The 22,854-nt window shown below is 48.7% G+C and carries 20 protein-coding genes and 1 pseudogene; 15 read left to right on the plus strand and 6 right to left on the minus strand.

Annotation, left to right across the window (positions count from 1 at the left end):
• Positions 1-33: 33 nt before the first annotated feature.
• The 9 genes from HPL003_RS10225 (at position 34) to HPL003_RS10265 (ending at position 10,316) form a co-directional block, all read left to right on the plus strand.
• Entirely contained in the window at positions 34-972 is a 939-nt protein-coding gene (locus HPL003_RS10225; protein WP_014279554.1) for a helix-turn-helix transcriptional regulator, read from the plus strand.
• Positions 973-1,128: 156 nt separating this feature from the next.
• A complete protein-coding gene (locus tag HPL003_RS10230) occupies positions 1,129-4,254 on the plus strand; it encodes a DEAD/DEAH box helicase (protein WP_014279555.1) in 3,126 nt (1,041 codons plus the stop codon).
• A gap of 20 nt (positions 4,255-4,274) precedes the next feature.
• Entirely contained in the window at positions 4,275-4,991 is a 717-nt protein-coding gene (locus tag HPL003_RS10235) for a hypothetical protein (RefSeq protein WP_014279556.1), read from the plus strand.
• 150 nt (positions 4,992-5,141) lie between these two features.
• Positions 5,142-6,053, plus strand: a complete 912-nt coding sequence (locus tag HPL003_RS10240; protein ID WP_014279557.1) for a M15 family metallopeptidase — start codon at positions 5,142-5,144, stop codon at positions 6,051-6,053.
• Between the two features lie 245 nt (positions 6,054-6,298).
• Positions 6,299-6,706 carry a hypothetical protein gene (locus HPL003_RS10245; protein WP_014279558.1) on the plus strand — a complete coding sequence of 136 codons (408 nt, stop codon included), beginning with the start codon at positions 6,299-6,301 and terminating at the stop codon, positions 6,704-6,706.
• Positions 6,706-7,041 (plus strand): hypothetical protein, encoded by a 336-nt coding sequence (locus HPL003_RS10250; RefSeq protein WP_014279559.1) that lies wholly within the window; start codon positions 6,706-6,708, stop codon positions 7,039-7,041. Before HPL003_RS10245 ends, HPL003_RS10250 begins: the two co-directional genes overlap by 1 nt.
• A gap of 1 nt (position 7,042) precedes the next feature.
• Positions 7,043-8,491 carry a glutathionylspermidine synthase family protein gene (locus HPL003_RS10255; protein WP_043922360.1) on the plus strand — a complete coding sequence of 483 codons (1,449 nt, stop codon included), beginning with the start codon at positions 7,043-7,045 and terminating at the stop codon, positions 8,489-8,491.
• A 136-nt stretch (positions 8,492-8,627) separates the two neighbouring features.
• Positions 8,628-9,041 carry a DUF350 domain-containing protein gene (locus HPL003_RS10260; RefSeq protein WP_014279561.1) on the plus strand — a complete coding sequence of 138 codons (414 nt, stop codon included), beginning with the start codon at positions 8,628-8,630 and terminating at the stop codon, positions 9,039-9,041.
• A 198-nt stretch (positions 9,042-9,239) separates the two neighbouring features.
• On the plus strand, positions 9,240-10,316 hold the full coding sequence (locus tag HPL003_RS10265; RefSeq protein ID WP_014279562.1) for a Gfo/Idh/MocA family protein: 1,077 nt from the start codon (positions 9,240-9,242) through the stop codon (positions 10,314-10,316).
• A gap of 89 nt (positions 10,317-10,405) precedes the next feature.
• Here HPL003_RS10265 and HPL003_RS10270 read toward each other — a convergent pair whose 3' ends face one another.
• The gene (locus tag HPL003_RS10270; protein WP_014279563.1) at positions 10,406-10,906 is read right to left on the minus strand and encodes an NAD(+) diphosphatase; all 501 of its coding nucleotides are present in this window, start codon (positions 10,904-10,906) and stop codon (positions 10,406-10,408) included.
• 130 nt (positions 10,907-11,036) lie between these two features.
• Positions 11,037-12,506, minus strand: coding sequence for an MFS transporter (locus HPL003_RS10275; protein ID WP_014279564.1), 1,470 nt, complete (start codon positions 12,504-12,506; stop codon positions 11,037-11,039).
• Between the two features lie 164 nt (positions 12,507-12,670).
• Here HPL003_RS10275 and HPL003_RS10280 point away from each other — a divergent pair, with 164 nt between their 5' ends.
• Together HPL003_RS10280 and HPL003_RS10285 are read left to right on the plus strand one after the other, a co-directional pair.
• Positions 12,671-13,093, plus strand: a complete 423-nt coding sequence (locus tag HPL003_RS10280) for a MarR family winged helix-turn-helix transcriptional regulator (RefSeq protein WP_014279565.1) — start codon at positions 12,671-12,673, stop codon at positions 13,091-13,093.
• Positions 13,094-13,259: 166 nt separating this feature from the next.
• On the plus strand, positions 13,260-14,411 hold the full coding sequence (locus HPL003_RS10285) for a glycosyltransferase (protein ID WP_014279566.1): 1,152 nt from the start codon (positions 13,260-13,262) through the stop codon (positions 14,409-14,411).
• A gap of 274 nt (positions 14,412-14,685) precedes the next feature.
• On the opposite strand, the gene fabG is transcribed toward HPL003_RS10285, so the two are convergent.
• The 3 genes from fabG to HPL003_RS10300 form a co-directional block, all read right to left on the minus strand.
• Positions 14,686-15,450, minus strand: a complete 765-nt coding sequence (gene fabG / locus HPL003_RS10290; RefSeq protein WP_014279567.1) for a 3-oxoacyl-ACP reductase FabG — start codon at positions 15,448-15,450, stop codon at positions 14,686-14,688.
• 586 nt (positions 15,451-16,036) lie between these two features.
• Positions 16,037-16,465 carry a DUF3995 domain-containing protein gene (locus HPL003_RS10295; RefSeq protein ID WP_014279568.1) on the minus strand — a complete coding sequence of 143 codons (429 nt, stop codon included), beginning with the start codon at positions 16,463-16,465 and terminating at the stop codon, positions 16,037-16,039.
• A 12-nt stretch (positions 16,466-16,477) separates the two neighbouring features.
• Complete coding sequence (locus HPL003_RS10300) at positions 16,478-17,032, minus strand: TetR/AcrR family transcriptional regulator (RefSeq protein WP_014279569.1); 555 nt, start codon at positions 17,030-17,032, stop codon at positions 16,478-16,480.
• 500 nt (positions 17,033-17,532) lie between these two features.
• Between HPL003_RS10300 and thrS the strand changes: the two genes are divergently transcribed.
• Positions 17,533-19,446 carry a threonine--tRNA ligase gene (gene thrS / locus HPL003_RS10305; protein WP_014279570.1) on the plus strand — a complete coding sequence of 638 codons (1,914 nt, stop codon included), beginning with the start codon at positions 17,533-17,535 and terminating at the stop codon, positions 19,444-19,446.
• Positions 19,447-19,623: 177 nt separating this feature from the next.
• Here the strand turns inward: thrS and HPL003_RS10310 are convergent, their stop codons facing one another.
• Positions 19,624-20,427 carry a GTP pyrophosphokinase gene (locus tag HPL003_RS10310; protein WP_014279571.1) on the minus strand — a complete coding sequence of 268 codons (804 nt, stop codon included), beginning with the start codon at positions 20,425-20,427 and terminating at the stop codon, positions 19,624-19,626.
• A 265-nt stretch (positions 20,428-20,692) separates the two neighbouring features.
• Between HPL003_RS10310 and HPL003_RS10315 the strand changes: the two genes are divergently transcribed.
• The 3 genes and pseudogenes from HPL003_RS10315 to HPL003_RS10325 all read left to right on the plus strand — a co-directional run bounded on the left by HPL003_RS10315 (position 20,693) and on the right by HPL003_RS10325 (position 22,831).
• Positions 20,693-21,154, plus strand: a complete 462-nt coding sequence (locus tag HPL003_RS10315; RefSeq protein ID WP_014279572.1) for an S-ribosylhomocysteine lyase — start codon at positions 20,693-20,695, stop codon at positions 21,152-21,154.
• Positions 21,155-21,157: 3 nt separating this feature from the next.
• On the plus strand, positions 21,158-21,928 hold the full coding sequence (locus HPL003_RS10320; protein WP_014279573.1) for an SDR family NAD(P)-dependent oxidoreductase: 771 nt from the start codon (positions 21,158-21,160) through the stop codon (positions 21,926-21,928).
• Between the two features lie 22 nt (positions 21,929-21,950).
• Positions 21,951-22,831: pseudogene (locus HPL003_RS10325) on the plus strand (MetQ/NlpA family ABC transporter substrate-binding protein).
• The last annotated feature ends 23 nt before the right edge of the window (positions 22,832-22,854 follow it).

Raw genomic sequence — 22,854 nt, forward strand, 5'->3', positions numbered from 1 at the left:
ATCCGATTGAATTTTCAATTAAAGGAGTGCCTGATGAACGAACGCAGAATTGCTCTTATGAGGATACTGGATTCCCGAAAAAAATATACGGCACGTGAGCTTGCCGAGCGTTTTGACGTCTCCGTCAGGACGATACAAAGAGATCTCGACTATTTGCAGCAGACCGGGTTACCCCTGTATACCGAAACTGGTCCTCATGGCGGGTACCGGGCGCTTCCCAATCGACTTCTTCCTCCCCTTCATCTTGCCCGCGACGAGGCCATGGGTCTTTTTCTCATGCTGCAACTGCTGGAAGACATTCCGGATATTCCTTTCGGATCGGTTCGTGGGCATGTATCCGAGCAATATTATGCCGGGCTTCCACAGGATGTGCGGGACAGCATTGATCAATTGAAGGATTATATCACTTTCCGCATGATGCCTACTCACGCAGAGTCGCCCTACACCTCGCTCATTTTGGAGGCTGCGTTGAATAAGCGCCAGGTGAAGATGCTTTACCGCTCCGCTTCCGGGGAAAAGTGGACTAAAGTATATCCGGTTGGGCTATATTTTGATCACGGATATTGGTACATGCCAGCGCATAGCAAAGACCAGATTATCCTGTACCGTTCAGATCGGGTAATCGCCATGACCATGCTGGAACAAACCTTATCCAGCCTTCCCACACTCCGGGAATGGTTGGCTTCGGATGATTCCCGTCAGGGAATTCCGTCCAAAATAAGATTTACCGCGTTTGGTGCCCGGCTGGTGGAATCAGATCCGCTCTTCCAGAATCTCTCCCACCAGGAATGGCAGGGATATATTCCGCCCGAGGAATTGAATTATGTATCGAGACTCCTGTTAAAGTATGGGCCGGAGGCTGAGGTTATATATCCGGAAGAGCTGCGTATGCGAGTCAGGCAACTGCTGCAAGACAGCCTGAATCCTTATCTGAAGGATGCGGAAGCTGATGATGAAGAAAAAAGGACTTGATCCTATAGATCGAGTCTTTTTTTTGAGTTAACCACATGAATATTTAAGGTTATTAACTTATGACTTTCCATTTATTTTTGCGATAAAGTTTTGAAAAGAGCCCATTTTCGTATATGATGAAGAGTAATAATTCAAAAGGCTGGACGGGAGACAGATATGAATCAACCGCTTTATGGAATATGGCTCGGAGATGTGTTTTTTTGCTTTTCTGGTGAGACGTCGGAACCACGTATTGATGCGTGGAGCAGTGTAATCCGCAGGCTGACGCTGAAGGGAGACCTTCGGCCGTTTCGGCAGGCTGCGTTGCGTCTTGCCGAGGTACGGACACCGAACACCGCTCGCGTGGAAGTCGCAGGCAGAGGAGGCAAAAGACGCTCCATGCTGGGCCGCACGCTGGAGGGCTTGGCACTGGAACCGCGCGAGACAATGGCCCTGCTGACCCGTATGGACGAGAAGGGCTGTTCCGCGTCGGGCATTACGCTGGGAGAGGAAATGCAATATTGGCAAAAGGCCGCTTATTTTGCGCTGGAACTGATGCAGCGCGGTGAAATTGCGCCATCGCTTACAGAGGCGCGTCCATCGGGATCGCGCCGTCGCGGCCCGGAGGCGGCGGTTGGGGTGTGGATTCCCCGACTGCGTCAGGAGGAGGACGTTCGCCGCTTTTATGAGCTGGCTTCGGTGATGCCAGCCGTCTGTATGGCGGCTCCCGCCGTCTTCGCGGGCAAGGAGCCGGAAACACGGGAGGATGCAGCGGGAATCGTGCTCTATTCCTTCCTGTGTGCGGTCATCCATGCGGAAACGACCGCAGTGCTGGCAGCCTCCGACCGTGAGCTGAGCAGATATCGGGCAGAGTATCGACGCGGGGGATCGCCGCTGGCAGAGTTGTGGTGGAACAGCCTGCTGACAGGTTCCCGCCCGGTTGCGATACAGGGAACGCCTGCCGAGATGGAGGAACTGGTCCTTCAGGCGGCCTCTCTTGAAGGAAGCGCGATGCCAGTCACGGAACGGGAGGATCAGGAGCCGATCGAAGGGCAGGTTCGTCTGTGCCTTCGTCTGGAGCCTTCACTGGAAGAGAATGTGAAGGAATGGCGCATTACCTTTTGGGTGGAAAGCGATGCTGAGCCGGGGTTGCGACTGCCTGCTTTGGCGCTGTGGGCGCATCCCGAGCGAGATCTGGTGCGCGGCAACATCGTGTATCGCCAAGTGCAGGCACAACTGCTGCTGCGGCTTGGACAGGCTGCCGAAGCGGCACCGATACTGCAAGAAGCGTTGAGCCGCCCTTATCCCGAGGGCCTCACGCTGGAGCCTGAGCTGTTCTTCCGCTTCCTGACGGAAGCCGTACCCGCTTTGCAAAAGAACGGCACCACCGTGCAAATGCCTTCACGCTGGAGCCGAGAGGGCCGCCGCCGCGCAGGCTTGCGGCTCAAAATGCGTTCGGCGGAGCGCGGCACACCGCCGGAAGGCGTGAATACCGACACATCGACGGTCGGTATTAACCGCATGATTTCCTTTGATGCTGAGGCTGTGCTGGGCGATACGACCTTGACGATGGAGGAATTGGAAAGCATCGTTGCGGCCAATTTGCCGTATGTACGTCTGGGAGGCGAATGGATCGAGGTCGATCCGAAGGAAATTCGTCAGGTGCTGCGTTTTATCAAGCGCGGTGAAGACGGCGAAATGACCTTGTCCGAATGGATGCATCTGGCCGCGGAAAATGAAGGTGCAGGCGAGGCCTCATGGAAGGGCCTGTCCATCTTCGGCGCGGAATCCGCCGGGTTGCTGGCCTCTCTGGTTGAGGGCGGTATGCTTCGTTCTGTGGAGCCGCGCCCTGTACCGAAGACGCTGCATGGCGAATTGCGTCCTTATCAGGAGCGCGGCTTCCAATGGCTGGCTGCCATGCGCGGGCTGGGCTTCGGTGTCTGCCTTGCGGACGACATGGGGCTTGGTAAAACGATTCAGGTTATTACCTGCCTGCTCGATGGTGGCATCGGCGCCACGGATCAGCGTCCGGCGCTGATCGTCTGTCCGACCTCGCTGCTGGGTAACTGGCAGCGGGAGCTGAAGCGTTTTTCGCCGGATTTGTCACTCTATATTCATCACGGCAACCAGCGACTTCACGGGGAGGCATTTCAAGAAAGCGTCCGCGAATATGATATCGTCCTCACTACCTACCATTTGGCGGGCCGGGACGGCAGCGATTTATCTGCGGTCTATTGGTCCTCTATCGTGTTGGATGAGGCGCAATATATTAAAAATGCACGGACAAAGCAGGCTCAGAGCGTGATGAAGCTATCAGCACCGCATCGGATCGCCATGACGGGCACCCCGGTGGAGAATCGGCTGAGTGAGCTGTGGTCCATTTTTCAATTTCTGAATCCGGGTTACCTCGGCACCTCATCTTCGTTCCGTCAGCGCTACAGTATGGCGGGAGAGGAAAGAGGGGGCGCGCTGCGTGAGCTGTATCGTCTCGTCTCGCCGTTCATGCTGCGTCGACTCAAAAGCGATCCGGATATACGGAAGGATTTACCGGAGAAGCTGGAATTGAAATCGTATTGTGTGCTGACACCAGAGCAGGCGGGATTGTATCGCGGCGTGGTGGATCAACTGATGGGGACATTGGACGGACAGATCGGCATCGCCCGCAAGGGGCTTGTTCTGTCTTCGCTGACCAAGCTGAAGCAAATTTGTGACCATCCGGGTCTGATCATTCCGGGCCGGGCTGACACTGGAAAAACCGAAAATTCAGGCAAAATGGAACGGCTGCTGGAACTGGTGGAAACCATCCGGGAGAATGGAGAATCCGCTCTGATTTTCACCCAATATGTGTCTATGGGAGAGCTGTTGGTAGCACGGCTGGCCCGTATTTTCGGGGAAGAACCGTATTTCCTGCACGGGGGGCTGACGAAAACCAGACGGGACGAAATCGTTCATAACTTCCAGCAGGGGGAAGGGCCGAATATATTCGTGCTTTCCCTGCGGGCGGGCGGCGTTGGCCTGAACCTGACGCGTGCCAGTCATGTTATTCACTATGACCGCTGGTGGAATCCTGCGGTAGAAAATCAGGCGACGGATCGGGTATTCCGCATTGGTCAAAGCCGGAACGTGCAGGTGCATAAGCTGATTTGCCAAGGTACGCTGGAGGAACGGATCGACGAGCTGATCGAGAGCAAAAAGGCGCTTTCCGAGCAGGTTGTCGGCTCCGGTGAGCATTGGCTGACGGAAATGTCTGACGATGAATTGCGCGGTCTGATCGCGCTGCAAAATGATATATGGATTGAGTAAGCACAGAAAGGATGAAGACGATGACAAGGCCGCGAGTGAAGCTGCGAGTAACTGACGGTCAATGGGAGGCGAAAATAGAGGAGTACGGGACGGAAAACGGTTCGGAGATTGCTCAGGCTGCCCGCTGGACTGGCACTGTGCCTGTACTGGACCCGGAACAGCGGATGGCATGGCTGGAGCAGCTAAAGGCGGAGCCTTGGGACATATACCGTTTTATACAGGGGGAAGCCTGCCTCTCGCTGGATGAGGTCATTCAGGTAGCAGCCGATGCAGCTACATCCAATCTGGAGGACGGCGTTGGTGCAGCTAACGAAGTGAAGAAGGCTCTCCAAGCGGGGCTGGAAAGCGAGCCGCTGCTTGGTCTGGAGCTGATCGGAATGACGCGCGAAGCGCTGCTGGAATTCGTATTCAGTGCTTGGGCAGGTGAGCTGTCCCACGTGCAGGGGGCATCTCTCGTGCATGAGCCAACCTCGCGGTCAGAGGGCGCACGCAGCGGATCGGCGGCGATCAGCGAATGGATTGCTGAATCTGCCGTCGAAGGCGCATTACACCGTCCCGGCGCGGGCTTTCATGCCATTGAGATTCGCCTGCCGCAGAAGCTTGCTCCTATGAATGAAGCTGACATTACGGCATTGCTGCCGGGACTGCCCCGTGCGGAAGAGGCACTGAAGCTCATACGTGAGCGTGTAGCTGAACGCGCCCGGGCCACAATTCCGCAAAAACGTCATACTCCCTAACAATTCGGGTCTATTCTTTCTTTTTCGGGCCTATTCAGCTTCATCGAACTGGATAACGGCTTCGAAGAGTGTCGAAAATTCAGTTACAATAGGGGAACGGAAAACTATAGTAAGCCTTGCATCAAATGTAATATTGGAGGAGATACCCGCATGAAACAACATATGCAACAGAAACGGACCCCTCAGCGCTGGACCAAAGCGCTTATCCCGGGACTGATCCTGCCGGGGCTGCTGTTGGCAGCGTGCCAGCAGGGAGGTTCGGGTGGACAGGAAAGCCAACCGCTGAAATCATCCCCGACGACACAGGAGAGCGTGCAGCCTGCCACCCCGTCGAATGCGGGTAATAGTAGCACTGAAACGAGTACTGGACAAGCCTCGGTGGGTACTGAAAGCGGACAGGCAGATCCCGTGATGGCGCTGCGAAGCGAGAGTGCGCTGCAAGCCACGGTGAAGGAAGATGGGGGTACTGCCATTGTCACCAACGCAACGTCTGATACAGTCGTGGTGAACAAAAAGCGTAGCTTGCCTGTAGGCTATGCCCCGGACGATCTGGTGGAGCCGAAGGTACCTTTTTCCTTCGAAGGTCCGCATGAGAAGCGGCATATGCGCAAGGAAGCGGCAGAGGCGCTGGAGAGGCTGTTCGATGGTGCGAAGAAGGACGGTATTGAGCTGCGTGCTGTATCGGGGTACCGTTCATATAAGCGTCAGGTTTCCATTTTCAACAACAATGTGAAGACAAAGGGGCAGGAATATGCCTCTAAAGTCAGTGCGGTACCGGGTACAAGCGAGCACCAGACAGGATTGGCGATTGATGTGTCCAGTCCAAGCGTAGGCAATGTGCTGGAGCAATCCTTCGGAGCCTCCAAGGAAGGCGAGTGGCTGGAGCAGCATGCGCCGGAATACGGATTTATTATTCGTTATATGAAGGACAAGGAAGATGTGACCGGCTATGTATACGAGCCTTGGCATATTCGTTATGTGGGAACTGACATCGCGGAGGATGTAGCGAAGCAGGGAATGACGCTGGAGGAATATTTTGACGAGAAGAATATCAAGCTGTAGCAGCCGAGAACAAAGCCGTAATCCTGGGGATTGCGGCTTTTTGGCGTTTTTTCTTCCAAAATGAACCTTTTGGCGGTAGAATTTCGTATAGTGAACGACGACAGCAGCGCTTTGATTCGCAACGCAAGCAGCCTCATCACAGAAGCGTACAGGAAGGGAAGGGAATCATCATTTATTATTCATTAACGTATCGCGAATGGTCGGAAGACAAACAAAAGGAACTGCGTTCCCTGATACGGGAATCCGTGTCGGGTGATGAGCTATTTCTGCGCAAGCTTGTAGATGCCACACGGTTCGACGACAGGTTGTGGGCGCATATCTCGAATGAAAGCGAGGAGCATACGGAGCATTCCGTCTATGTGGCCGAGTTTACAGGAGAACGTGCGAAGCCTTACGGCGCTTCGATCACGGACCTCGTGCTGGCAGAAGAGGGTGGTTATACTTCCACGTTCAGCGCGTTTTACTGGGAATGGCATGAACCTGCGTTTCGCAGGATGGAACAACGGGAAGGCTCGGTATTTACCTTGGAGCTGGCCCAACGCTTGCTCGACCATTATACGGTGCTGGGCGGCAAAACGTATGAGTTTATTTATTCGGTACTGGACCCGCAGTTGAAAAAGGTTCATCTGTTTGTGAAGGAGGTCGATCTGTGATGGAGCACTCTTGGGAGCAAATGAAATCCAGGCCCGGCTCTCGTACACGGATGGCGGCCTTTGCCCTGATGCTGGCTGTGCCAGCCGCTCTGACGGGTTGCAGTGACGACGAGTATTATGACTGTGACGAGCTTCCCGTATCGGAACAGACGGCGTGCCGGGACTCCGGCAGCAGCGGTTATTCCTATGGCGGCTCGACTTATTATTATGGAGCATCCTCCTATAGCGGCAACTCGTCCAGTTCATCCAGCTCTTACCGCAAGAGCAACTCCTCCAGCTCGCACAACGGTTTTGGCAGCAGCGGCTCGCGTAGCGGCTTTTTCTCCGGGGGCTAAGATGCATATGCGTACAATTCAGGAACTGCCTTATGAGCATGACGAGCTTTTTAAAGGTGAAATTAGTCACAGGATTCCGTACTATCGTATGTATGGCAAACCCTATTGTCTGCCTGCGTTAACTATTTATCAGGAAACAGAGCTGGCAGAGCTTCAGGCTGCATCTGAGGCGGTACATAGTATTTATCGCAAGGTTCAGCAATTCGTCCAGCGTTATATGCCGGATGAGTATCTGGTGGAACGGCTGGGTATTCATCCGGGTCTGCTGCGTGCTGCGCGTATGGAGGCTGCGCCGGACGGTATTACCCGTCAGGACTGGATTGTGAGTGAAGCAGGTATCAAGTGTATTGAGAACAACACCGATACTCCCACCGGAATTCCCGAGGTGGCCTATCTCGAAGGGAAGCTGCTGGAGTTGTTGAGAGGATTGAAAGCATCCGAGAACGATACCGCTACGCTATATGGACCGTCATCTGGTATGAACGAGGCGATTCAGTCCGCGATGACGGATTTAATTCATTTTTATAGCGGCAAGGGGCTAGGAACGAAGGTTTATTTCACCTGCTATGACTGGCATATCGAGGATCAGACGAACACGAAATACATCATGCGTTTGTGTGAACAAGCCGGGTTTGAAGTGGTGTATGCGCCTTTGGAAGAATTGGAGATTGTACCGGACGAAGGATTGTACCATCGGGGAGAGCAGATTCACATTCTCTATCGCCTGTATCCGCTGGAATATCTGATTGATGACCGCGAGGAGGATACCGGGCTGGAGGTGGGTCAGGCGCTAATGGATATGGTGGCGGACGGAAAAATAGGATTGATCAACCCACCGCAGCATATCATTACCCAGAGCAAAGGGTTCACCGCAACGGTATGGTCGCTGTATGAGCGCAATGAGCAGACACCGGAGTTCTGCGGGTTCCGTTTGTTCGACGACCGGGAGCTGGAGATCATACGAACCTACCTGCTGCCCACGTATTTTGAACCATCGGTGTTTATGCATACCGGAGAGCCTTATGTAGCCAAGGGCATATGGGGACGGGAGGGCAAAGGGACGCACCTGATCGAGCATGCCGATACTGAAAATAAGCTGGAAGTTCCAGTTCTAACGGAACAACTGGCGAAGGCCGCCCCATCTAACGACCTAGACGATCCTAATGAAGTGGATGCTCTGCTAACCCCTGAGCAGAAGGAGGCCGCACATATTGCTGCTTATTACAATGGCCAGCCCAAGATTTATCAGCGGCTATGGCCTATGCAGAGCGCAGAGGTGCAGACCGAAGAAGGGCTATATCATGGCTACGTGTTGACAGGTGTATTCGTCATCGGCGGAAGGTTTGCAGGCATCCTGCCACGGATCGGGGAAAAAGTCACCGGCGATATGGCCTATTATTGTGCAGCCGCCGTTCCGACTGCATCTCATGAGTCATGTGGGCGTTTTTAGCCTTTTCACGTGATTAATAAGTATTTGAACATAGCTATTTAGAGTGTTAAGTATGCATATGCTTAAGTGTCTCTATGGTTAAATATCCATAATGTTAAGTATCCATATGGTTAAGTATCTATAAGGAGGAAGAAGATTGGACTCACATATCAGCTTAGGCAACGCATTGGGCAATGTAGGCATCGGCCTGCTTATCCTGTTTGCCATCTTAATCGTAGGGTATTTTGTGTTCAGCTTGCTGACACGTTATAACGATAATCAAGAAATTGCACGCGGCAATGAGGCGGCAGGCATCTATATGGGCGCAAAACTGCTGGGTCTGTGTATTATTGTGGGGATGGTGTCGTACAGCAGTCATTCATGGCTCGATATGCTGATTTGGTCGGCTGTGGGCATTGTGGTGCTGTGCCTGGTGTATATTATTTTTGATCTGGTGACCCCGCGCACCAAAGTATGCGAGGAAATTGCCAAAGGCAATGTGGCTCTGGCGCAACTGCTGCGCTCGGTCATCGTCGGGGTATCTTTTGTGGTAGGTACATTTTTGATGTAGCTGGTACAGAGAATCGGTATAGAGAAGGTGTATAAAAGGATCTGCAAAACCGGACAGCGGAATTGCAGATTTTTTTGTTTTCAGGATATCTGTCGCTTCTGTGGGGACTATTCTGCAAAGCTACGGGTGATACTGCATAGCAGAAAGGAATTTGCTGCAGGCATAAAGCCAAATTGAAGAGAAGGGAATTCTGATAACATGAGTACCTCCATCTCCCCAACCAAACTAATTCGTATGGGTGTCATCGGCCTTGGCCTTATCGCTGAATATCACATTAGATCACTGCAAACCATCTCGGGGGTTTCTATTGTGGCCGTTAGTGATGTGAACCCCAATCGCCTTCAATTGCTGGGCAAGCAATTGCAACTTTCTGCTTCCAAGCAATATCCTCATTATGAAGCCTTAATCCGTGACCCGGAGGTGGATGCGATTCTGTCGCTGACACCCAACGATGTGCATTTTGACATTATTCGTATTGCACTGGAAGAGCACAAAGCCGTACTGGCGGAAAAACCGTTGACACTCTCTTGGGAAGAAGCGGATCAGTTGAAAAGGCTGTATACAGCGAACCCGGTGCCTTTTCTGGTTCATTACAAGCATCGTTACGGCGCTGCTTTCCAATATGCCAAGCAATTGCTGGATGAGCATAAGCTGGGCAACATTTATAACATTCAATTTCGGTATCTGATGGATGCATTCTCACCCTATCGTCAACATCCGTATACATGGCGCCATAATTTAGCGAAGGCAGGCTCAGGGGTCGTGGGCGATACAGCCTCGCATATTATTGACCTGGCCCGTTTTCTGGTGGGTGAATTTAAAAGCGTCGCGGCGCTGCTACATACGATTACACCCGAGCGGCCTGATCCGGTCACAGGTCTGCCTGTAAAGGTGGATGTGGAAGACTTCGCTGCTTTCCATGGCATCGTCGGCGATAATACCGTCGGCACGTTCATCACCCACAAAAATGCCATTGGCAAACGGCACGATATCGAAGTTGATATCTATGGCGAACTTGGTGCGCTGCACGCCAGTCTCAACAACCGGGAAAATGTCCGCATTGTGCTGCGAGATCTGGAGCACCCGGATGCCGAATACGAGAATTGGGCTGTCCCTGCTATCTATGATCATACGGCCTATGGAGACTTTGTTAAGCTGACAAGGGGAGAGTCCGTGGATCGTGCCCCAATGTTCGAGGACGGATATAAAAACCAGTGGGTCCTGGAAAAAATACTGCAATCCTGGAAAGAGAACGGACGCTTAGTGGAAGTGTAGGGACAAGTGTATAAACTGTGGCCCACAAGATGGAATCTTGAAAAGAGTGACCCTCTTGCGGTTCACAGTTCCGATCCGTTTGTATCGCTTCAAATGAACCCTGCCTCGATCTTTTGAATAATGGTCAGCAGGAAGGATTCAGCCAAGCTGTTTTTCAAAATGACTTGCTTGGCTTCCTCCAGCGTAAACCAACGTGCTTGGTCTACCTCCGCACTGAGAGCATCCAGCTTGTCATCGTTCACAATGGATACAAAATTCAGCATCAGCGTATTGGTTCGTTCAAAATACTCGCTGCGCATATATGTATACTCATCCACTTGCAAGCCCACTTCTTCCATAACCTCGCGCACCAATGTCTGCTCGGCGGATTCACCCTTGTTCACATAACCAGCCAGCAAAATAAAATCCTTGATATTGTACTGTTGTATGAGCAACACTTTATTTCTCTGCCGATTGATTACAGCGGTGCTAATTGCAGTGCTGAATATCGGGAACCGAAAGACCTGGCATGTATTGCAATAGGGAATAGGGCCTTCGTCTTCACACTCCTTCACCATTAGTTTTGTTCCACATTCATAGCAGTATTTCATCTAAGCGCCACCTTATATCACATTTTCAAATTGTAAATGTTGCTTGTTATTCCATGTTCGTACGGAATACTCATCATCTTAATTCCACAATAACTATTCTGTCTATGCGCGTTTTCGTTCCTCTCGACTCCTATTTCTTTTCTTCCTGTATTTTTGCCCGTCTGGCTCCAATCAGCCGCCAGCCTGTCAGCAGCGCCGCTACCAGACAAATGGACGCGGAAGTCATAAAGACCACATGCATTCCTGACAGAAAAATTTCCGGGTGACCCGGAATCAACCCGGTGACTCGATAACCAGCCTCTTTGCTCATGATATAAAACAGGATCGACGTAGCCAAGGTAATCCCCACCACCATGCCGACGTTGCGGACCAGTGAATTGACACTCCCGGCTGAGCCGAGCTGCGTACGGGGCACCTTGGACATGATTAGCGAATTGTTCGGCGATTGAAATAAACCACTGCCAATACCCAACATAGCGATCCACAGACCCACGAACGGAACGGGACTGCCTGCATGGAGACGAGCCAAGCCAATCTGGGCGACTACCATGACTACCAGTCCGGCGAAGGTGAGCAGTTCAGACCCGATTTTATCTGAAAGCGCACCGCTGAGAGGGGCAACGATAACCATGGAGATGGGAAACAGCATGAGCAGGAACCCGGCATAAAAAGGCGACAAGTTCAGCATATTCTGCGCATAGAAAGGTGAAATGATATTAAAGCAGAAGTTAGCGACGAATACGAGAAAAGCGCACAAAATACTGAGCGAGAACAACGGATTCTTGAATAAAGTGAGCTGCAACAACGGTTGTGGACGGCGAATTTCTACCCGAAGGAATACCGCAAAAGCAATCACGGCAATTACCAGCAAAGCAATGATACGGCTGTCTCCATATCCGACCTGTTGTCCCAGTAGTAATCCGGCGAATAAAGTGAGGATAAAAACAGCAAACACCAGACTGCCGGGAACGTCGATCTTGTCGTTCACCTTGATCAGATCCTTTGGCAGCAGTTTCCAGCCGAGAAAAACGGCCACCAGACCAATCGGAACATTGACCCAGAAAATATATTGCCAGCCTAGCGAAGAGACGATAATACCACCCAAGCTGGGTCCCGCGATACTGCCGAGGGAAACGAAGGTCCCGATTAGGCCGAGCGCCTTGCCTCGTTCAGTGGAAGGGAAGATATCCGTGACGATTCCCTGGCTGTTGGCCATGGTCATGGATGCTCCGAGCGCCTGAATGATTCGGGAGATCAGCAGCATGGGCAGCGAATGGCTGAGACCGCACAGCAGTGAGCCAAGGATGAACACGATCGTGCCGATCTTGAATATTTTAATTTTGCCGACAATATCTCCAAGCTTGCCAAAAAATAAAATGGCTGTACATATAGCCATCAAATAGGCAGTTGTGACCCATTCAATCTGTGCTACGGGTAAATTTAGCGTGCGGGACAACACGGGTAGAGCAATATTGACGATGCTTCCATCCAGCGTGGACATAAATGTAAACAGATTCAATACAACCAAAATCATCCAACGTTTCTTCTGGATTTCGCTATTTTCCTGATACGTTGCGGCAGCTGTAGCGGTTGAACTCATGATTAGCACCTCTTCATCGTTGAACATTACTATTTAGTTGCACGCGCAACTAAATGACGGTTCTAGTGTACAGTAAATTAGTTGCGCACGCAACAGTATTGTTGTAAAATTTTCCTTGGTCCCAACTGCGGATTTGAAATTTTTAAGCCAATAAGGGGTATTTGATGAGAAAAAAACCGATTGGAAAGTTGATTTCCCACCTACAGCGCCGAAATCAAAAAATATTGTCCAAAAAATTGGCTCCTTACGGAATCGGCAGTGGCGGTCAGCACAGCTTTTTAAAGCTTATTTTGCAGCGTCCAGGTATTACACAGGAACAGCTGACGAATGAACTCAAATTTGACAAGGCAACTACAGCACGTTCGGTGAGACAATTGGAGGAATCGGGCTACATTGAGCGAGAAACGGACCCGAATGATCGTCGCTCCCATCTTTTGTTCCCAACGGCCAAGTCATTAGAATTTTATCCTGTCCTGCAAGGAATCCTGGATGAGTTCAATGCTGATCTTGTCCATAATTTATCTGATGAGGAAGAAGACCTGCTTATCGCCCTGCTGCAAAAGATTAGTATAGACCCTGTTGAATAAAGGTATACAGCATAATCATTGGCCGCTCCCCCATCGGCTCCAAGATACATCTCCAATAAAATCAAGCCTGTTTCAATCTTTAGAGGGTGTTTGACTATACCAGGCTAAAGTCATTGAATATATTGTTGCTATTAAGGGTTTTCTAAAAAATGGGGAGGAGATCACATTGGCTATCCGCTACAGCGTCATCATTCCAACCTATAATCGAGCTCAGCAGTTGTTGCTCACACTCGCTTCATTTGAAACACAAACCTATTCGAAGCAACTATTTGAAGTCATTGTGGCTGATGATGGTTCTACAGACGGAACGAAAGAAATGGTCGAAGGCTTCAAAGCATCCTATCCTCTTATCTATGTGTCCCATCCAGAACAACGCGGTCGATCTGCCGTTCGAAATTTGGGACTGCGCCGTGCCAAGGGGTTATACATCATTTTCTGCGACGCAGACTTTTTGGTGTTACCTGATTTTATTAGAATCGTGAGCCGTTATCACCGTAAATATCCCAAATCCGTGCTTTCAGGCATTCCTCACTCGTGGGACGATGCTTTTACCCATTATTACCCTGACTTTTCTCCTGAAGAAAAAGAGCATTGTCGGAGCACAATCACACAATCCGGCTTATGGAATCCCGACTTTGAAGCAGCGGATGAAATTGTCCCGATCATAACGCCAGAAGATATCGTTCATCAAACGGGTGCATTGTCCAAAGTGGTTAGCCCCTCAAGAGTTCCCCCCAATACCAAAAAGCAATTTGCCTCAACGGATGTTGCTCCCTGGATGTTACTGGTTACTCGTTGTGTAGTCATCAAACGCAGCCATTTGATTCGTATTAGAGGTTTTAATGAGCGGTTTGTGCTCTATGGACTCGAGGACTGGGACCTTGGCTATAGGCTGCATCGATTGAGGGTCCCATTTTATTGTATTAAAGAGGTTGTCGGATATCATCAGGAGCACCCAACCTACCTTAGAGGAAATGTTTTAAATACGGAAAATCTGAAAATCATGTTTGAAACCTACGGATTCAATGACTCCTCGTTAAATTTATTCGCCCTTATACCTCCATCCGAGGATTTTGAGACCTACAAAAATACGCTGCGGGTATTGCACAGGGGAATGCGCTCCAAGCTAACACGCTCATCCGCACTGTTATTAAGAAGAACACTACACATTGCAGCCAAGCAGTTCTATTATCAAAACCATACTCATGCATACAAAAAATCATTACGATGGATAAAAAAGAAAGCAGAGAACCGAAAAAGCCAAGTCGCTCATGTGTTACGAGAAATGCTGCTGAAGTCTGAAAAGCTGGTAGAGTAGCATTGCTCCTTTTCGTTGCTATGTACGGATCAGCTGCTTGGAAGATGAAGCTTCGCCTCCATAAGGGTACAAGGTAATTCAGGAAGTGAAAAATCCACAATCTCACTCGATTGTGGATTTAGCTATGGAGGCGAGGGGAGTCGAACCGTAGCGCGGCAAATCCACAATTCGACGGTGTGTGATGGTGAGATTGTTTGGAGAGGTAGTTTAAAAATGTAATAGACTTCCCTACATTATGGGGTTTCTTGCATGCATGAGCCAATGTTCACAATTCTCAGAAGGTAGATTCAGGTAAACTCTGTCCTCCGTCGATAATAATTGTTTGTCCCGTAATGAAGCCCGCCTCTTTGGAAGCTAAAAATGCGGCTGCATGTCCCATCTCTTCAGGAGTCCCAAAGCGTTTGAGCGGGATCGCCGGAAGCATAGTTTCGATATATTTAGTTTGCGTCTTTAGCTGCTCAGTCATCGTATTGCCAGGCATTATTGCATTAATCGTAATCCCAGACGAAGCTAACTCAAGTGCTGCACTGCGAATAAAACCAAGTTGTGCTGCTTTGCTGGCACCATAGTGCGACCATCCTGCGAATCCTGTCACCGGCCCTGTAATTGAAGATGTCAGTACCACTCTTCCATATTCTGCCTTTTTTAAGAACGGCAGACAAGCTTGTATAGAAAATAGAGCTCCACGCACGTTTGTATTCATCACTTGATCCCATTCTTCGGCAGTCATTTCTTCAATTGTAGCCATTGGACCGATTCCCGAGTTTGCACATAACACATCAATTCCATCAAACTCTTCTGCTACATAATGAGCCATCTTATCCATAGAAGTACGATCTGTCACATCACCTCTGACTGCTAACACCTTTCCTCCTAACATTCTGATCTCTTCAGCGCATTTCTCGGCCTCTTCCAAATTACGTGCAACAACAGCTACTTTTGCGCCCTTTTCGGCAAACACTTTGGCAATTCCTTTCCCAATCCCCTTGCTAGATCCGGTTACAATAACAGATTTGTTTGCAAAGTTTTTTTCCAACAATCCCGTTTCCTCCTTTTATAAATTTTTCCCACAGATAATCTTGTGTAGTTAATTTCTTGTTATAAGAATATAGACGAAAACACAATAGGATATGTTACATCGTTGCTTCTTACTTAGGAGCATGAAAATAATTTTTAACCTATAGGTATCTAAATACGTTTAGAGAAAATAATTGAATCTGAAAGGGAGGTCATGACCATAAGCTTGTAACAACAGGGACAGCAAGCACAGACATTGTATCGAATGGATCCAACGACTATCTGCATCACTCATAATCTATTCAAAATCACATGGGAAATATACCTAATTTCAATTGCAAAATTCTGGCGTTTATTATTGAACAAATTAAATATATGATAGAAAGTCAGTGAACTTCCTTAATAATCATTAACAGAACGTCCTGAAGCTACGTAGCAACATATTTTCTCTTCCTGTATAGTTCGCCGATATGAAAAAAGACACCATTTAAGGTGTCTTTCACTAATACTACATATGGAGGCGAGGGGAGTCGAACCCCTGTCCGAAGATAACGACATATAAGCTTCTGCGAGTGTAGTTACAGATACATTATTATTACAAACCGTGGTTACTCCGTACGCAAGAACATAATGATTAAAATAGATGATCCCAAAAGGAAACAAAGGGGGGAATAGAGCACACTGTCCCATTTTGCAAAAACGGTTCCTTTCCTTCTCTTGAAGAACCCCACCCACTTGAAATCTCCTATAGAACGTAAAATAAATAAACACGACAACAAGCCTGCTCCGTAGGAGTAGAAGGAGTTGAAAAGCAGGAATTGTGTAACTCCCCCTAGTTCCAAGACGAACCAAGCGGCTAAAGCCAGTAAAATGGCTACAATCGCTGTACCTATTTTGGAGGGCTCAAAGAGCCTATTCGTTCCTGTGCTTGGAATCGCTGCCTTAATGCCTATTTTTCCACCGAATACCCAATATACATGCATGCCGCTCAATACCAAAAGAATTCCGCCAACTGCCCATGTAAGTAACTCCAACATGTGACATCCTCCTTAAATTGAAGTCCACTCCGTCCAAATCATGTGAACATGCTGCTGAATGGCTTCATCACTTAACGTCTCTTGTTTGTGCCGCTCATACCACCCTAAGTAATAATGGTACAACATCCATGATCTCTGAGAGGCTTTCTTTGGCTGCATACCCTTTTGTATTAATAACTGCTTCATAAACTCCATTCTCACCTGTTCCACTTCATCCAGAATGGAGCGATACATGTCATCCCTCAAAGACAGTTTCCGTAGATAAAACAGGAAGTCTCCCCGTTTCGTCGTCCCGAACATCTGGGTCAGCAAGTCTCTGATCCGCTCATCTGCGGTAGCATGGATGATGGACGCCGCAATCACCTCTTGTGTTGTCTGTTCCTTCCACGTCTCAACAATCTGTCTAATATAGCTGTTGCGATTGTCAAAATACCAATAAAAACTGCTCTTGCTGCATCCTAAAGAAACAGCCATTTTTTCGATAATGAGCTGCTCGATTCCACCCTGTTCAAACCGTTCAATTCCTTTCTGAATCCATCGCTCTTCTGTGACAATGATTTTGGGCATCTTTCCTTCCCCCTCTCTTGTTTTTTCTGTACGATACCGTCTAGATGATATTATACCACAGCGTTTTACATAAACACCCTCTTGAAATAGCTGCAAATTTCATCTATAATGCTGTAGCATATAGTAATACTCAAGGCATTGACCAAAGACATGATTTCCTTGAAGGGCCGTTCAGAGAGAAAAGACGAGGCTGAGAGCTTTTCCGGCAACCGCATGCGGAGTTACCCCTTTGTAGCCGTGACGTTGAACATGTAGCTGTGTAATGTGGCAGTGACATCAGTAAGCGCCTACCGATTTATCCCCGTTAACGGATACCAATGGAGGGTCACGCCTGTCGTGCATGAACATGTTTAATGAACATGAATGTAGGCACAGGAGCGGGCCGAACTAGGGTGGAACCACGAGCTGAACGCACTCGTCCCTTGAGGGAGAGAGGCGTTTTTTTGCGTTCAATTTTGATATATAGCATGCAACCTATAATTTGAATGGAGGCTTTAATCGTGAGTATTCAAGTAAAATTGCCAGATGGAGCCGTACGCGAGTACGAGCAGGGCGTAACCATCGCCGATGTAGCAGGTTCGATCAGCTCCGGGCTGAAAAAGAACGCAGTGGCAGGTAAAGTGAATGGGAAGGCTGTGGATCTGAACACCGTTTTGGAGCAAAACGTTGACCTTGAGATTATTACGCTGGACAGTACAGACGGTCTGGAAATTTATCGTCACAGCACAGCGCATTTGCTGGCACAAGCCCTCAAACGCATTTACGGTGAGAAGAACGTGAAGCTGGGGATTGGCCCGGTCATTGACAGTGGCTTCTACTACGACATAGATATCGAAAACCCGTTGTCCGTTGACGATCTGGCGAAGATCGAGAAGGAAATGACGAAGATTGCACAGGAAAATCTGCCGATTACACGACGTGTCGTTAGCCGTGAGGAAGCAACTCGTATTTTCGGAGAGCTGGAAGATCCGCTGAAGCTGGAGCTGATTCGTGATTTGCCAGAGGATGCGGAAATTACGATCTACGATCAAGGCGAATTTTTTGACCTGTGCCGTGGCCCGCATTTGCCATCTACTGGCCGCATCAAAGCTTTTAAACTGCTGAGTGTAGCGGGCGCATACTGGAGAGGCGATTCCAACAACAAGATGCTGCAACGTATCTACGGAACTGCATTCCCGAAAAAAGCACAGCTAGACGAGCATCTGCATTTGCTGGAGGAAGCGAAAAAACGCGACCATCGCAAGCTGGGTAAAGAGCTGGAGCTGTTCATGTTCTCCGAGGAAGCACCAGGTATGCCGTTCTATCTGCCTAAAGGTATGGTTGTCCGTACTGCACTGGAGGATTACTCCCGTGAAATTCAACGTCTGCATGGCTACGAAGAAGTACGCACACCGCTGATGATGAACAATCGTCTGTGGGAGCAATCGGGACACTATGAGCATTACAAGGAAAATATGTACTTCTCCGAAGTAGATGAAACTACATTTGCTCTGAAACCGATGAACTGCCCAGGGCATATGCTCGTGTTTAAAAACGAGCTTCATTCTTACCGCGATCTGCCGATTCGTATATCCGAATTTGGACAAGTGCACCGTCATGAGCTGTCCGGCGCGTTGAACGGGATGATGCGTGTTCGTACATTCTGTCAGGATGATGCGCATATTTTTGTAACACCAGGTCAGATTGAACAAGAGATTACCGACGTAATCAAGCTGATTAACGAAATGTATAGTGTGTTTGGCTTTGACTTTACAGTGGAGCTGTCCACACGTCCGGATGACTTTATGGGCGAGCCAGCGCTGTGGGATCAAGCGGAGCAAGCTCTGCAAAACGTGCTGGATCACTTGGGCATCAACTACCGTATCAATGCGGGGGATGGAGCGTTTTACGGTCCGAAAATCGACTTCCACATTCTCGATGCGCTCAAACGTAGCTGGCAGTGCGGAACGATCCAATTGGACTTCCAAATGCCTGAAAAATTCGACCTCACATATGTGGGCGAGGACAACCAGAAGCACCGTCCAGTTGTCATTCACCGTGCCATCTACGGATCTATCGACCGCTTTATGGGCATCCTGACTGAGCATTTTACAGGTGCATTCCCACTGTGGCTGGCTCCTGTTCATGCGAAGCTGCTGCCAGTATCCGAGAACTATATCGAGACTGCCAATGAGATACAGGATGCGCTGCTGCAAGCGGGTCTGCGTGTCGAAGTGGATACTCGCAATGAGAAGCTTGGTTATAAAATCCGTGAAGCGCAATTGGAGAAGGTTCCATATATGTTCGTTATCGGAGAAAATGAAAAAACAACCGGTACTGTAGCAGTGCGTAAACGAGGCGAAGGCGATTTGGGATCATTCAGCATTGCGGATATCGTTGAGAAAATCAGCACTGAAATTCGCGAGAAGCAATAAGCTCTGAATAAAAGAAATAGGGCAAGACAAAGAAATATAGAGCAAAAGAGCGCTCAAACCACGATAAAAGTGGTTTTGAGCGCTCTTTATTTATAGGATGCATAATTAGCAATGCTAAAGCTGAACCGAGACTATTGAGGCCTCAGCCGAATACTCAAGGATCGTGTACACCAATGTCTAGCAGGTCTGCGGCCGGGATTTGGCGTGATCTGTGGTGAGGGAGAGTGCCTTCGAAGAGGATTCCGCAGCAGTTGGCTGCTCAGGGGCTTCTTCGTGCTCTTGCTCCTCGCTGAGTGACAAGATCTCGCCGCGCAGTTTCAACATTTTCTGGTCCAGCTCATAGGTTGCACGTGCAGCCTCGGATAATCCGTTAACGACATGCTCAGGCACTTTCTTATCGAACTTATAGTACAAAATATGCTCCATGCTGGCCCAGAAATCCATAGCCAGTGTGCGGAGCTGAATTTCAACCTTGATCCAGCGCGTACCTTCAAACAGAATCAGGGGAACTTCTACAATGACATGAAGGCTCTGATAGCCGTTGGGCTTGGGTTGGGCAATATAGTCCTTGACCTCCAGAATACGGATGTCTTCCCGTGTGCGCAGGTGATCCATCAGGCGGTAAATATCTTTGACAAAAGCACACACGACCCGCATTCCCGCGATGTCATGAATTTCACGCAGTATATTGTCCAAGGTGACCTCATACCCTTTGCGTCGAACCTTTTCCACAATGCTATGAGGCTCTTTGATTCGGGTCTTGATATGCTCAATCGGGCTAAAGCCGTCCAACAGCTTCCATTCGGTCTGAATCAGCTTGATTTTGTTCTTTAATTCCTCCAGAGCCAACTGATAAAGGACCGGGATTTTTCTCCATTCCTCCAGTTGCTTGGCGTTAACTCCGTTCTGCTCCATTTGTAGCTGAAATTCCTGTAAGGGCAGAGGGACAGCATTCAAGTGCTTCCAATCCGGTTCATTCACAGGCCATTCTCCTAAGTGAGGCTTACGATGTCCTCGATCTATTTCGTAAATATGCACTACTGTATATATTGTACACTATGTCAAAACCTACAGGCAAAGGAGAAGAGGCCGGAGGAAGAAAAAAAGGATAACAATTTATATTGTAAAACCGAGTAAACCGATGTATAATAACCGAAATGTTGATTTGAAGCATTTTTTTTAAAATTACATGAAGCTCTGTTAGTCATCTATTCAATATAAATTATAGAAAAAGAGGTCGAGACAAATGGCAAAAGTAGAAAGCTTTCAATTAGATCACACGATTGTAAAAGCCCCTTATGTAAGAGCGGCCGGAGTAGAGCATGACGAAAAAGGAAGTACAGTCCAAAAGTATGACTTGAGATTTTTACAGCCGAATGAAGATGCAATTCCAACAGCCGCTGTACATACGCTGGAACACTTGTTGGCGACGTATTTAAGAGATGAAATTAAAGGGATTATCGATATTTCTCCGATGGGATGCAGAACCGGGTTCTATTTGATTCTTTGGAACGAACATGAGCCTGAAGAAATTGCAGTCGCTTTGGAAAAAACCTTGAAAAAGATTCTGGAAACGACGGAGGTTCCGGCAGTGACGCCTTTGGAATGCGGGAACTACAAGGACCACTCTCTTTTCTCGGCGCAGGAATATGTGAAAATTGTATTGGAAGCTGGTATTAGCAGAGATCCTTTCAAAAGAGTATTTTAATTTATGATCTCGATCGACTTATCTCATCAGACAGCGGTAGTGACAGGCGGCAAGTCAGGTATAGGCAAGGGAATTGTGGAGCTGTTCATTAAAAGCGGGGCTAAAGTGATTTCTGCTGATATTTCTTATGAAGAGCCGTATCGAGTGGTCAATCCGCAGTTGGTTGAAACTCATTTGGACATTTCCAAGCCGGACGATATTGAGAGATGGTGCAATGTACTGTTCAGCGAAACGGGAGTCCCTGACATATTGGTAAACTGTGCAGGCACATCCACGATGGACTATGTCATTGATAGCGAGTTAGCAGATTGGGAGAAAGTATTTTCGATCAATTCAACTGGATTATATGTGACGTCCAAACGTTTTGCCAAAGAAATGGTGAGCGCTCATAAGCCGGGACGAATTATTCAAATTGCTTCGCAGGCTGGAAAAAATGGATATCGGGCGATGGGTGGATATTGTGCTTCCAAACATGCGGTCCTTGGCTTGACCAAGGTGATGGCCATTGAGCTTGCGCCGCAAAATATTTTGGTAAATGCGGTCTGCCCCGGCATTGTAGAAACACCGATGAAGCATCGGGAGCGGATTGAGGGGGGCATCATTCGTGGAATGACCGCTGAAGAAATATATGAAGAAGATTGTTCTCAGGTACCTCTGGGAAGAACGGCTGAGGTGGAGGATGTCGCCAATGTGGTACTCTTTCTAGCAAGTCCGCTCTCTGCATATATGACAGGACAAGCGATTAATGTTACAGGCGGAATGACGATGCACTAGCAAGATCTGGGGGGAAGTAGAGATGAAGAAATCATTCGTTTTACTATTAGGAATCAGTTTATTATTAGTAGCTGCAGGATGTGGCAATAAAAGCTCTGACAGTGTGGTGCCAGCTCCACTTCCGGCTCGGAAACACAGAAAATAGTCATCGGCTCCATGGGCTCGGACGCACAGATCTGGAAGCATATTGCCCAATCTCAAGCGGCCAAGGATGCCAAGCTGGACATTCAAGTGAAGGAAATTAACGGCGGGATCGAAACGAACAATGCCACTAAGGAAGGCGAAGTGGATGTGAATGCATTCCAGTCGTGGGCGTATCTCGTTACCTATAATAAGGAAAGTAAGGCGGATTTGAAGGCTATTGCCACAACCTATCTGGAGCCGATGGGCATTTACTCACAAAAATTCAAAAGCATTGATGAAGTGACGGACGGGGCTTTGGTGGCTTTGGCAGATAATCCGGCCAATACGGCAAGAGGATTGAAGCTGTTGGAGGCGTCCGGCTTAATTAAGCTTAAAGCTGACTTTGATGATGCCTTGGGTACAGTCAATGATATTACCAGCAATCCCAAACACCTGAAATTCGAGTTGATCGACGATAAAACAGGGCCGCGTATCATTCAAGATGTAGGCTTGGTATTGATCGGGAATACGATTGCTCTAGAGGGTGGCCTGAATGTGCTGAAAGATTCCTTGTTCCACGAAGAGATCAGTCAGGCCACCAAAAACAATATTAATGTCCTGGTTACTACATCCGATAAGGAAAATGACAAAGGACTGCAAAAATTAGCAGCTCTCTACCATAACGAGGATACTCAAAAATACATTAAAGATGAATTTGGCGGCACCAAAGTTGAGGTTAAAGAGCCTGTTTCTTATTTGCAAGGTCAGTCTTCAAAATGAGTAAAAGCATAGTTCAAATCATG

The sequence above is a fragment of the Paenibacillus terrae HPL-003 genome (genome assembly GCF_000235585.1).
Classification (GTDB): Bacteria; Bacillota; Bacilli; order Paenibacillales; family Paenibacillaceae; genus Paenibacillus; species Paenibacillus terrae_B.